This window comes from Rhabdobacter roseus (genome assembly GCF_014202275.1).
In the GTDB taxonomy this organism is placed as follows: domain Bacteria; phylum Bacteroidota; class Bacteroidia; order Cytophagales; family Spirosomataceae; genus Rhabdobacter; species Rhabdobacter roseus.
In genome coordinates, this window is the sequence record NZ_JACHGF010000002.1 from 743,880 (window position 1) to 755,998 (window position 12,119).

The following is a 12,119-nucleotide window of genomic DNA, read 5'->3' on the forward strand; positions in this document are numbered from 1 at the left end:
GCGCCCCTTTTACTTGATTAACCACTTGACTTTTATTTTACAGCATCCCGAACCGACTGTGCTTTTTCGAGGTGTTGCTTCAAGGTAGGTACTTTGTTAGCCGCCCACGATTTCAGATCAGGATCATTACCGTTGTCGGCTTGTTTCTGAAATTTATCGATATCATCCTTGTGGTCATCCACCATGTGGCTCATGTAGTCTTTGTCAAAGTCTTTGCCCGTTTTTTTGGACAAATCGTCGTACATTTTCTGGCTCTTATCACTTAGCGTCGTAGGCAGCGTGATGTTCTTCTGCTGAGCCAGCGCTTTTAGCTCGGTGTTGGCTTTGCCGTGGTCATCGGCCATCATTTTTCCAAAATCTTTGACCGCCTGCGAAGAACCTTTAGACTGAGCCAGCTCACCGAGCTGTACTTCCATCATTCCGCCGTCGGCTGCTGCTACCGCAAACTCGGCGTCATCTTCCATATTCGAATCGTCAAAAGTAGCTTCATTTTGTTCTTCGGCCGCGTCTTTGCTATCGTTGTCGCTCGAAGTATTACAGCTTACCGCGGCAAACATACACGCCAACAATAGGGCATTCCAAGTCATCTTTTTCATAGTAGTTTCAAGTTTAGTGATGTTTGAACTACCTATAACTATATAAAAACACGTGCCAACTGCCAGAGCCACCGCAGGCGTTGAAGCCTATACTACGTATAGGGAAGAAGATCCTCGCTTGGTAGGGGTGCTTTTGGGGAGCGCTAATGGGTAAGAAGTGGGGAAAACAACCACTAAAGGTATTCCTGGGGTACTTACTTTGGAGAAAGAAAGTACTACCTCGCCTCCTAGAAACGCAGGGTAAAATCTTCCTTCGCTTGTTCCTTCCGGAAAAATACCAGTCCAATCCAGAATAAATCAACGGTAAGACGTACTTGCGGATGATCCTTGATATACGCCCAGGCCCGCACCATTTCGTCGGACCAATAGATGTCGTCAAAGATAAACAGGGTGTCGTTGTGCACGTAGGGCAGGCAGGTCTCAAAGTACCTTACGGTGGGTTCGTACCGATGGTTGGCATCGAAAAACACCAAGTCCACTTTACCGTTCAGGCTTTGAAGGGTACCAGGTAGCGTCGTGTCGATATTTCCCAGTATCACCTCGACGTTCTCTACGCCCAGTGCCGCAAAATTCTCCTGTGCAATGCGGGCCGTTTCCGGGCACCCTTCCAGGGTCAGGACGCGCCCTGACGGGTATCCTTTGGCAAAGTACATCGTCGTGACGCCCAGCGAAGTACCTAGCTCCAAGGTAGTGGTAGGTTGGTACCTGCGTACCAGTCGGTGAAACAGTTTGCCGAATTTGGCGGGTTTCTCGGCATTCCGGGCTATGCGGCTTACTTGGCGCCGATCGGAGCCATCAACCCGGGAGCCCGCGCCCAGATCCAGTACCCGGATCGTTTCCCTGGAGCGCAGCAGCTGCCGCCGGAGCCGCTGGATTGGCGTATAATCCGGGTGCTGGTCTTTTTGCCGGGGACGAATCACCTGGGTGTACAATTCAAAAAGAAAAGGAGAATGGATGGCGTGCTCGTTGCCCGAGCGCAGAAGGTACTTGAGGTAATGAAGAATCAATTCGGAAAGTTCTTTAAAGTAATCAATCTGATCACCCTCTTTTTTCTCCTTCTCCTAGCAAGAGAAGGGCTAGGGATGAGGTTAATTCAACCGGTAAGGTACAATCAGCGTAAACTCGGGGATGACCACCCGAAACTGCCGCCCGTCCAACACCCGCTCCATCAGGTAGGTACCAGCCATCTTACCCAGGTTGGTCCGCAAATTACAGCCCGATACGTACTCGTGTACTTCACCCGGCTCCAGTACCGGCTGCTGCCCTACCACGCCTTCGCCTTCCACCTCACGCACGCTTCCGTTGGAGTCGTAGATATGCCAGTGCCGTCGCAGGAGTTTCACGGTATTCTCGCTGTGATTTTCGATCACAACCTTGTAGGTAAATACAAAATGCGCCTGCCTGGGATTGGAATAATCCGGCTGGTATTCCGTCAGGACGGTCACTTTTACACCTTCTGTCACTTCAGAAACCATACAGGTATCAGGGGGTATGCCTTTTGTTGGTTAAACGAAATTAAGAAGGCTATGTTTATAAATTCCACAATCAAAAAAATATATTTTTACGGTCTCATCCTTACTGGTACTTCATGGACATCAAAATAGAAGAATCCTGGAAAACGCATCTGGCTCCGGAGTTTGAAAAACCGTACTTTAAAGAGCTGGTCGAATTTGTGAAGCAGGAGTACGCCGCCCACAAAATCTACCCGCCGGGCAAGTACATCTTCAACGCGTTCGAACAATGTCCCTTCGACCGCTGCAAGGTAGTTATTCTGGGGCAGGATCCCTACCACGGAGCTGGCCAGGCTCATGGCCTCAGTTTTTCGGTCAACGAGGGTATTCCTAAGCCTCCTTCCCTGCTCAATATTTTCAAAGAGATCCGCGATGACCTGGGTAAGCCCATACCCACATCGGGCAATCTGGAACGCTGGGCCGTGCAGGGGGTACTTTTGCTAAACGCTACCCTGACCGTACGAGCCGGTGAAGCGGGCTCGCACCAGAAAAAAGGCTGGGAGCTGTTTACCGACGCGGTGATCAAAGCTATCTCTGAGCAGAAAGAGGGGGTGGTATTCATGCTGTGGGGAAAATACGCGCAGGAAAAAGGGGCGATCATCGACTCAAGCCGGCACTTGGTTTTGAAAGCCACGCATCCATCGCCCATGGCCGCCAAGTGGGGGGGCTGGTTTGGAACAAAACATTTCAGCCAGGCCAACAAGTACCTCGAGCAAAAGGGGCAAACGGCCATTGAGTGGTAAAATAAAAGAGAGAATCGCCGGGACGATTCTCTCTTTTATTTTAATCTACTTGTACCTGGTTGAGGCTATTTCTGAATGTCCGAGTTAATTTCCAGTACATGCTCCCAGGCCCCTTGATTGGCTTCAATGAAGGCCAGCCGCTTGGGGTGGGTCGTGTATTTCTCGGCCGCATCGCCCGTCCGGAAAGTCAGGTAATGTACCACGTCATACGAACTGGTACCGCCCGTGCTCTCGGATACCTTTCCACCCGAATAAGCGACTACATCCGAAATGGAAGTACGCAAGGCCGCAAATTCACGCATGTGTTTTTCGATCGCGTCATTGGAAGTACCGGGCTTAAACTTCACACATACAATGCGTTGCGATTCGGCTACTTTGTGGGGCACGTACGCGCCGTAGATGATGAGCATGAAAAGCCCCAGCACAAAAACCGGAACCAGATACCCTACTGTTTTATTTTTACGTTTCATGGTTAATGCCAAAATGAGATCGTTGCTTTCTTAACGATACAAAAGTACAAAGAATTTCTTATTTTGAATTATTTCTATAAAAAATATGACTAATTTTGAATTCTAATCAAATTCTAAAATTTTAACGGAGCAGTTTGATTTTTTTGCCCAATAAAATTCTGAAGCGCTCAGAATGAGGCATTTTGCAGCTTGACTTAAGAAGTAGTATTGAAAAAGGACGGAGCGAACGAAAAAAGAGCAGATTCTAGAAAAGCCCGTTTGGTATCGGGCCAAAAAGGGGGTACTTTTTGCAAAAAAGAAACTAGTAACCCCAAAACTACAAATTGTAGCAGCCAAAGAATGTTTGGAAGGGGTACTTTAAAAACGGTCGAACAAAGCCAGAAAAAAAAGCTCACACTAGGTACTTTGGTTCTTTTTTTCTTGGTAGCAAGTACCCTATGGAGCTTTCGGGGACCCCGCTGGGGCTTCTGGGCACACCGCCAGATCAACCGCCTGGCCGTGTACCGCCTCCCGCCCGAGATGCTGGTTTTTTACAAAAAACACATTGACTACCTCAGCGAGAACGCCGTGAACCCCGACCGCCGCCGCTACGCGGTAGTGGGCGAAGCCGAGCGGCACTACATCGATCTGGACGTCTACGGGGACAGTGCTCTTACTAAACTACCCCGCCACTGGTCGGCGGCGAAGGAAGCCCTGGGCGAAGACAGCCTCCGGCGGCACGGCATTGTTCCCTGGTACATCCAAACGGCCGCCTACCAGCTCACCGAAGCCCTACGCGCCCGCGACGCCCGGCGCATTCTCCGCCTCTCGGCCGACCTGGGCCACTACGTAGCCGACGCGCACGTACCCTTACACACCACCCGCAACTACAACGGACAGCTCACCGGGCAAGAAGGCATCCACGCCCTGTGGGAGTCGCGGCTGCCGGAGCTGCTGGCCCAGCAGTACGATCTGTGGATTGGTCCGGCCCAGTACCTGGACAACCCCACCGAGGCCGTGTGGCAAGCCGTAGCCCAAGCCCACGCCGCCTGCGACTCGGTGTTGCGCTTTGAAAAACAGCTGAGCCAGACGTTTGACAAAGACCGGATTTACAGCTTCGAAAACCGGAACGGCGTGCTGGTACGTACCTACTCCACGGCCTTTTCGGTGAGGTACCACGAGCTGCTCAACGGCCAGGTAGAGCGCCAGATGAGGGCGTCGATCGCGCTGGTGGGTGACCTGTGGTATACCTGCTGGGTCAACGCCGGTCAACCCGACCTGGGTACTTTGGCCCACTTTGCCCTGTCCGACGAAGACAAAAAAGCAGAAGCCGCCGAGCAACAAAGTTGGCTCCGGCGGCTTCTGCGCATTCGACCCGAACCGGACGATCAGCCCTGAAGTACCAGCTGCTTCATGTAGTCGGCGTCGTTGGCCAGGCTTTTCAGCACCGACTCAGGGTAGTGCTCCTGCTCCACGATAAAATGCTTCACGCCGTTGTCGGCGGCCGTTCTAAGTACCTTGGCGTAGTTGATCTGGCCCTGGCCCAGGTCGGTTGAGTGGGGCTCCGGCTCGCGCACCAGGTCTTTGATGTGGCACAGATCGTAGCGCCCGGCGTACTTTTTGAAGTGCGTTTCTGCGTCCACGCCCGCGGCCTCGATCCAGAGAATATCCAGCTCATACACCACCAGGCCGGGGTCGGTACTTTCCAGCAGCAGCTCCTGGGGTACTTGTCCGTCCACGGCCCGGAAAGAATAGTCGTGGTTGTGGTAGCCAAACTTCACGCCCGCCTTTTTACAAACTTCCCCCCGCTGGTTAAATTCCTCCGCCCGCTTTTTCCATTCGTCCAGCGAAGGCTGCGCCCCAATGTAAGGTTGCAGCACGTACGTCAGGCCAGCCTCGGCGGCTTCATCGGCGAGTTTTTCTAGGTCTTTAGTTGTGTCGGCGTGGGTACTTACGGCCGTCATTCGGAGCTCGTCCAAGTACCCTTTGAACTCTTTCGGGCTCATTCCCCAGAAAACGCCCTGGTCGCCCTGGTAGCTTTCTACTTTTTTATACCCCATGTCCGCCAGTTGCTTAAGTACCCCCCTGGGGTCTTTGCCAATAATATCGCGCGCGCTGTACAGCTGGATGCCGAAATCCGGAATAGTGGTCATCGAGCCCCTGCTGCCGGCGGTACCAAGCGAGTCGGCCGAGCCGTCGGACTGATTACCCGACTGAGAGCAAGAGGCCAGCGGCCATACCAGCGTACCGGCAGCCGCAGCACTGGCGGCTTTTAAAAAGAAACGGCGGTTGTAAATCATAGGAGGTTGATCTTTGGATTAAAAAATGTGTAAAATTGTACCACTATTGCTATAAGACGTAGCAGTCTATTTTCTAATCAGGCTTTCCCATTAATGACTATACCAACCAAAGAAAAGGTACCTGGGCTCCCCCGCATTATCCTCCAAAAAGGCAAAGATGAAGCCATTCGTAGAATGCACCCTTGGGTGTTTTCAGGGGCTATTGCCCGCGTAGAAGGCGAAGTATCTGACGGTGATCTGGTGGAAGTACTTACGTCCAAAAACCAGTTTCTGGCCCAGGGCCACTACCACGACGGCAGTATTAAGGTGCGCCTGTTTTCGTACGAGCCGGGCCCCATTGGGGTGGAGTTCTGGGAAGAGCGGCTGCGCAATGCCTACGAGCTCCGGCAGCAACTGCAGCTGCCCCAAACCGACTGCTACCGGCTCATCCACGGCGAGGGCGACGGCCTGCCGGGCCTGGTCATTGACGTGTACGGGCGCGTGGCGGTACTTCAGGCGCACACCATCGGGATGCACCGTGTGCGGCAGGAGCTCACGGAGGCGCTGCGCCGCGTGCTGGGTACCCAGCTGGAGTGCGTCTATGACAAAAGCCGCGAAACCCTCCCGGCCGACTACGCCGCTACCATCAAAAACGAGTACCTGCACGGCCACGTACAGGTACCCTACCGGGTGAGTGAGTACGGAAAGTACTTTGAGGTAGATTGGGAATTGGGCCAAAAAACGGGGTTCTTTCTGGACCAGCGCGAAAACCGCCAGTTGTTGGCGCACTACGCGCCGGGCAAAACCGTCCTGAATGCCTTCAGCTACTCGGGTGGCTTCTCCGTTTACGCCCTCACCGCCGGGGCGACTCAGGTGGATTCCATTGATGTATCGGGCAAGGCCACGGTACTTTGCGAGAACAACGTAGCGCTCAACGAAGGTACCTCCCGGCACCGGGCGCTCACCGAAGACGTGATGAAATGGCTGCGCGTAGAAGAAACAACTTACGACATCGTGGTACTTGACCCGCCCGCCTTTGCCAAGAGCCGGTCGGCCCGGCACCGGGCCGTGCAGGGCTACAAGCGGCTGAACGCCGAAGGCCTGCTGCGCGTCAAGCCGGGTGGGCTGCTCTTCACGTTTTCGTGCTCACAGGTGGTGGAGCGCGAGCTTTTTTACAATACCATCGTAGCCGCTGCCATGGAGGCAGGTCGCCGTGTACGCGTGATCCACCAGCTCACGCAAGGGCCCGACCACCCCGTCAATATTTTTCATCCCGAAGGTAGTTACCTGAAAGGATTGGTACTGAGAGTAGAATAAACCGGAACGGACGCATGGAATTTTTGGAGTACCTGAAACAGAAAAAAATTGACGCCGGTGTATTTCGGCAAGCCGAACCGACGCGCTATGCGGAATGGGAAAAACTTTTCGAAGAAGTACATCCGGAAAGTTTTACCGCCCAGAAAAAATTCCTGCTCAACGACCTGCGTAGGCGGTACCTGCTTCGGGAAGTGTAAAAAACTTAACGGTATCAGCTACCGCTGTACCCGTACCAACACCAGGGTAAGTGGTGTAAAAAATACCATTAGGAAACTCGTGAGCACAAGTGCCGTGAGCCAAACGGTGCTTAAAATGAATTTGACAAGAATGGTCATAAGCTATCTTCAAGATTTTAGTATGTATATACGTTGCGATACTGCTTAGGGATGAGTAAGTAGTATTTTTTTTCTAAAAATAGTAAACATATTTATAATAGCCGCTTTACTCCAACTTTATAGAAGAAAAGCACCATGAAAGCCGCGCTAAACGTGCTTATTTCCTTAAAAAAGAACAAAAAAGAAAGTAACCAGAATTAATTAAGAGGCACTTCATACGGAGCATAAACTGGTAGCCAGGGGGCCGATCCTGGGCGTGGAGGTACCTTCGGTGGAAAACATAACAGGTACCCTAAAGAAAAACATGCGCCGTCCCGGAGTCACTGACTCCTTCTTCGGACGTCCGCAGTTTTTTGATGAGCAAGTAAATTCCACCAATGACCAAGACGAAGGGGGCCGCGATGACGACGGCCGCGCAGGCAACCAGAAGGGCGATAATCCAGATTATGCCCATGATGACTTTAATGAAAAGATTCATTAGAGTGGATAAGTATAAGTGTGTGTGTATGAGAAAACAATTTGTAAATAAACAAAAAAATCCAGGATCTAAAAAAGACTAATCTGTATTTTTTTTATACGGTACAATTTTCTGTTAATTTATTGATAGTAAATGGATTATTGCCGCTCTTTTTTGAGTTTCCGGTACGGTTGCGGACTGCTTGCCGAAAGGTACCTAAAGGCGGCAACTATAGTCTGAACGCACCGATCATTGAAAAATTATTTCAAAAAAAATAGGGTAAGTACCCCGTAGAGTGTCATTCCCATGCACTACGCCGGTAGGGCTTCGGTATTCCCATTCAACGTATTCTGTAATAATATTTCAGCCTAATGAATGAAACTACCTCGGGCAGGACCTCGGGTACAGCCATACTCCTGAACAGGGACAAAGAAGAGGAGTTTGAAAGAGTGTTTAAAGCGCACTTCAAACCCCTGCACGCCTACGCCAACACCCTCGTGAAAGACGATGTGATGGCCGAAGAAATGGTACAGAACGTTTTTTGTCGGCTTTGGGAAAAAACCGAACAGATCGAAATAAGGGAGTCGGTGAGCGGGTACCTGTACCGGTCGGTTTATCACGAAAGCCTGAACTACCTCAAGCACCTCAAAGTGCGGGATGCGTACCGCACCTACGTCAATCATCATATGGAACCTACCTCCGCTACCTCGCACCCCCTAGAGCTGAAAGAACTGGAGCAGCGGCTGGAAAAAGCCCTGCGGGAGTTGCCTGAAAAATGCCGGACCATCTTTCAGATGAGCCGCTTTGAGGAGCTCAAGTACCAGGAAATAGCCGACCGCCTGCAGCTCCCCGTCAAAACCGTGGAGAATCAAATGGGCAAAGCCCTGCGGCTGTTGCGGCTCAAGCTGGTCGATTTCCTGCCGGCTTCCCTCCTACTGTTTTTTATGAGTTAATTTGAGCCGTCATGAAAGAAAAAATGAACGATCACCACCCCATGGACGACCTGCTGGTCAAGGCCCTGCTGGACGAAGCCTCCCCCGCCGAGCGGAGGGAGGTGGACCAATGGCTCCTTGAAAACGAGGCCAACCGACGCTATTACGACCACTTTGAGCTCATCTGGAAGCATAGCAAGCAGCTGGCCGCGCATAGCCAGGTTGACGAAAACGCCTCCTGGGAGCGCTTCAAAGCGCGAACCCAGGAAACCGAACGGCTGGGCCGGGTCGTTCCGTTGTGGTCCCGGCCGCTTTTTCAGCGGCTGCTGGTAGCCGCTACGGTACTTCTGCTGGCAGGCGCGGGCTGGCTGGCCTACCTCTACGCACCGGGCGGAGCGCCGGAGCGGGTGGTACACTCCGGCGAAGGTACCCGGACCGACACCCTACCCGACGGCTCGGTGGTGGTTCTGAATAAGAAATCAACCCTCACCTACCCCGACCGCTTTGCGGACGATAAACGCGCGGTAGCCCTAACGGGCGAAGGTTTCTTTGAGGTGGTGGCCGATCCGGAAAAGCCCTTCGTCATCACCATCAACGACGTGACCGTCACGGTGGTAGGTACCTCGTTCAACGTGAAAGGAAGTACCCGGCAAACGGAGGTAATCGTAGAAACCGGCCAGGTAGAAGTGGCGCACGGAAACCAAAAAATCAGGGTACTTCCGCAGGAGAAAGCCTCGGTGGGGAAAGCACGGGCGGAGCTCACCAAGCAGCGCGTCGAGGACGAATTTTATGCGTACTACCGCACCGGAAAACTCGTCTGCGAAGGTACCCCGCTGTGGCTGCTGGTCGATATGCTCAACGAAATTCACGAGGCCCAGATCGTCATCGGGAACCCCAAAATCAGGGATTTAAAAATTCATGCTACCTTTGAAAACCAACCCGTAGACCAGCTCCTGGACGTGATCAGCGAAACGCTGTCGATCAGGGTGGAACGCCAGGGCGCACAGTACATCCTGCGCTAGGGCTTTGGCTTGACCTGCATGAACCAGACCTTTACGTTACTTAAAAAAGGCCGGATGGTAGCCGCGTTTATGCTGCTACCATACCTGCTGTATGGGCAGGGTATATTGACCCGAACGGTTTCAGTCAACGTTCGGCAGCAGCCCGTGTCGGAGGTACTTCGGCTCATGAGCGAGCAGGGCCATTTTTACTTTTCCTACAACAGCAGCCTCGTTCCTTCCGACAGCCTCGTGACGCTCCAGGCTACCAAGCCCGTGAAGCAGGTCCTGGATCTGTTGTTCAAAAATAAATTTCAATACAAAGAGAAGGGCGAGTACCTGATCATCCTGCCCGCGCCCAAAGAGCGGGTCGTGTACGTCAGCGGCCGCGTGATCGACCTCGAAACCAACCAGCCTGTCGACTATGCCAGCGTGTACGTGCGTCAGCAACTGGTGTCGACCCTCTCGGCCGACGACGGTTCCTTTCGGCTCCGGCTGCGCGACAAAACCTTCCCCCTGAGCCTGACGGTGAGCAAAGTAGGCTACGGCGACACTACTTTAGTGTTAAAAGAACAACTACCCGACAGCCTCGCCATCGGCATCTCCACCCGCGCCATCGAGCTGGACCCCATGGTAGTTCGCTACTCCGACGGCGCCTCCACCTGGCTGGGCCGACGGCTGCTGTCAAGACGGCAACGCCTTCAGGGACGCAACATCAGTTCGTTTTTTGTGGCTTTGCCCTACCAAACCTCCCTGGTACCCGGCCTCGGCACCCACGGCCGCATGAGCGCGCAAGTGGTCAACAAATTTTCGCTCAACATGCTGGGTGGCTACACGGCGGGCGTCAACGGCCTGGAAATAGCCGGTGGTTTTAATATTACCAAGAAAGACGTCAGGTACTTGCAAATCGCCGGCGCGCTGAATATTGTTTCCGGGCACGTGCGGGGCGTGCAAATCGCCGGGCTGCTCAACCACGTTCTGGACTCAGTGCAGGGCGTGCAGGTATCAGGGGTGGCTAACATAGCGAAGCAAGACCTGCGGGGTGCTCAGCTAAGCGGAGCCTTCAACCGCGCCGCCAGTACCCTGCACGGAGTCCAGGTATCGTCGGGTTTCAATCTGCTGCGGGGGCAGGGGCAAGGCCTGCAGCTCTCGGCGGGGCTCAACCACGCGGGGGGTATTTTTCGAGGCCTGCAACTCACGGCGGGCATCAACCGGGTAGCGCAGGACATGCACGGGGCGCAGGTTACGGCCCTGGCCAACCTTAGTAAAACGAACCTTCACGGGCTGCAGCTGGGCGTTTTCAACTACGCTAAAAATCTGCAGGGCGTGCAGATCGGGATCATCAACCGGGCCGACAGCTCCTCGGGCTACAGCATCGGGCTGTTTAATTTTATCAAGAAAAATAGCGCTTCCAGCCTTTCACTCTTCGCCACGGAGGTAATTCCCTACAACCTCGCCTGGAAGATGGGCACGCCTCGGTTTTACAGCTATCTCTTCGTAGGGGCGGCCCCTGGTCCCGCCGCCCGAGCCTATACCGTGGGTTTTGGGGTAGGAAAGGAATGGCGGCTGGCCCGGCGGCTGGATTTGTTGACCGAGCTAAGCCAGCAAAATATCTACCTGGGTACCTGGCAAGACCTCCCGACGATGTACCGCGTTCAACCTTCCCTGAGCTATAAACTAGGCAAGCAGGTGCGGGTGTTTGCGGGTCCGGCCTGGTCGTTGTTTCAGCTGAACGCTACTACCGAGGGTACTTTGGGCTACAAAAAACTACCCCTCACTACTTATCCTGGCTTCAACCTGGGTCCACAGCTCAGTTCATGGCTGGGCTGGCAGGCGGGCCTGAGCTGGCGTTACGGCCGTATGATTTGATCCAAAGGCAGGCAAATCACGACCAGCAAAATATTTTTAGAGCGCGGCATAGGTCCGTATTCCATACGTTTGAATGGCTCAGATACACGGCTCGTGCCGAAATTGTTGTAAATGCTCCTGGTTCACCCTTTCTTTATCCCACTAATTACGCTCTGGGAATCATCATGACTAACCGACAGCTCCTTCTGGTCCAACAAAGCTGGAAACTACTACGAGAAATCGACCCGGCCCTGCTGGGCGATGTTTTCTATGAACGGTTATTCATTCAGTACCCGTCCTTACGGGCCATGTTCAAGGGGCCGATGGAAAATCAATACCAAAAGTTTATCGACACGCTTAGCATACTGGTAGCTCGCCTCGACCGGCCGGAAGCAGTAGGAAAGGAAATTAATCAGTTAGCCCAAAGCCACGCCGGGTACGGGGTAAAGCCTGAACACTACGTAGCAGTGAAAGAAGCCTTATTGTGGACCCTGGAGCAGGGTTTAGGTCAGGACTGGAACGAGGAGGTACGACAAGCCTGGATCTGCTGTTACGATCTGCTCACGAGCGTCATGCTTGCAAAGAAAGGCTAGAAAGAAGCCGGTTTATTCCTGAAATTAAAGTACCTATTTTTCCACTTGCCGTTGGTGACGA

At 53.1% G+C, this 12,119-nt stretch carries 14 protein-coding genes; 9 read left to right on the forward strand and 5 right to left on the reverse strand.

What is annotated here, in order from left to right; translation table 11 throughout:
- Positions 1 to 32 precede the first annotated feature (32 nt).
- From HNQ92_RS08245 to apaG, 3 genes are all read right to left on the reverse strand, one after another.
- Positions 33 to 596, reverse strand: coding sequence for a DUF4142 domain-containing protein (locus HNQ92_RS08245; protein ID WP_184173024.1), 564 nt, complete (start codon positions 594 to 596; stop codon positions 33 to 35).
- Between the two features lie 227 nt (positions 597 to 823).
- On the reverse strand, positions 824 to 1,603 hold the full coding sequence (locus HNQ92_RS08250) for an O-methyltransferase (protein WP_184173026.1): 780 nt from the start codon (positions 1,601 to 1,603) through the stop codon (positions 824 to 826).
- Positions 1,604 to 1,684: 81 nt separating this feature from the next.
- The gene (gene apaG, locus HNQ92_RS08255) at positions 1,685 to 2,071 is read right to left on the reverse strand and encodes a Co2+/Mg2+ efflux protein ApaG (RefSeq protein ID WP_184173028.1); all 387 of its coding nucleotides are present in this window, start codon (positions 2,069 to 2,071) and stop codon (positions 1,685 to 1,687) included.
- Positions 2,072 to 2,184: 113 nt separating this feature from the next.
- Between apaG and ung the strand changes: the two genes are divergently transcribed.
- Positions 2,185 to 2,850, forward strand: a complete 666-nt coding sequence (gene ung, locus HNQ92_RS08260; RefSeq protein ID WP_184173030.1) for a uracil-DNA glycosylase — start codon at positions 2,185 to 2,187, stop codon at positions 2,848 to 2,850.
- A gap of 65 nt (positions 2,851 to 2,915) precedes the next feature.
- On the opposite strand, the gene HNQ92_RS08265 is transcribed toward ung, so the two are convergent.
- Positions 2,916 to 3,320: a Dabb family protein gene (locus tag HNQ92_RS08265; protein WP_184173032.1), complete on the reverse strand. Its 405-nt coding sequence runs from the start codon at positions 3,318 to 3,320 to the stop codon at positions 2,916 to 2,918.
- A 339-nt stretch (positions 3,321 to 3,659) separates the two neighbouring features.
- Between HNQ92_RS08265 and HNQ92_RS08270 the strand changes: the two genes are divergently transcribed.
- Positions 3,660 to 4,697: a zinc dependent phospholipase C family protein gene (locus HNQ92_RS08270; RefSeq protein ID WP_221307405.1), complete on the forward strand. Its 1,038-nt coding sequence runs from the start codon at positions 3,660 to 3,662 to the stop codon at positions 4,695 to 4,697.
- Here HNQ92_RS08270 and HNQ92_RS08275 read toward each other — a convergent pair.
- Entirely contained in the window at positions 4,688 to 5,599 is a 912-nt protein-coding gene (locus HNQ92_RS08275) for a sugar phosphate isomerase/epimerase family protein (RefSeq protein ID WP_184173036.1), read from the reverse strand. The two genes, HNQ92_RS08270 and HNQ92_RS08275, sit on opposite strands and share 10 nt — an antisense overlap.
- Before the next feature lie 93 nt (positions 5,600 to 5,692).
- Here HNQ92_RS08275 and HNQ92_RS08280 point away from each other — a divergent pair, with 93 nt between their 5' ends.
- The 7 genes from HNQ92_RS08280 to HNQ92_RS08310 all read left to right on the forward strand — a co-directional run bounded on the left by HNQ92_RS08280 (position 5,693) and on the right by HNQ92_RS08310 (position 12,058).
- The gene (locus tag HNQ92_RS08280; RefSeq protein ID WP_184173038.1) at positions 5,693 to 6,895 is read left to right on the forward strand and encodes a class I SAM-dependent rRNA methyltransferase; all 1,203 of its coding nucleotides are present in this window, start codon (positions 5,693 to 5,695) and stop codon (positions 6,893 to 6,895) included.
- Positions 6,896 to 6,909: 14 nt separating this feature from the next.
- A complete protein-coding gene (locus HNQ92_RS08285) occupies positions 6,910 to 7,092 on the forward strand; it encodes a hypothetical protein (protein ID WP_184173040.1) in 183 nt (60 codons plus the stop codon).
- Between the two features lie 442 nt (positions 7,093 to 7,534).
- A complete protein-coding gene (locus HNQ92_RS08290; RefSeq protein WP_184173042.1) occupies positions 7,535 to 7,711 on the forward strand; it encodes a hypothetical protein in 177 nt (58 codons plus the stop codon).
- A gap of 347 nt (positions 7,712 to 8,058) precedes the next feature.
- Entirely contained in the window at positions 8,059 to 8,640 is a 582-nt protein-coding gene (locus tag HNQ92_RS08295; RefSeq protein WP_184173044.1) for an RNA polymerase sigma-70 factor, read from the forward strand.
- 11 nt (positions 8,641 to 8,651) lie between these two features.
- On the forward strand, positions 8,652 to 9,641 hold the full coding sequence (locus tag HNQ92_RS08300) for a FecR domain-containing protein (protein WP_184173046.1): 990 nt from the start codon (positions 8,652 to 8,654) through the stop codon (positions 9,639 to 9,641).
- An 18-nt stretch (positions 9,642 to 9,659) separates the two neighbouring features.
- On the forward strand, positions 9,660 to 11,486 hold the full coding sequence (locus HNQ92_RS08305) for a carboxypeptidase-like regulatory domain-containing protein (RefSeq protein ID WP_246439801.1): 1,827 nt from the start codon (positions 9,660 to 9,662) through the stop codon (positions 11,484 to 11,486).
- Between the two features lie 164 nt (positions 11,487 to 11,650).
- A complete protein-coding gene (locus tag HNQ92_RS08310; protein ID WP_184173048.1) occupies positions 11,651 to 12,058 on the forward strand; it encodes a globin domain-containing protein in 408 nt (135 codons plus the stop codon).
- The last annotated feature ends 61 nt before the right edge of the window (positions 12,059 to 12,119 follow it).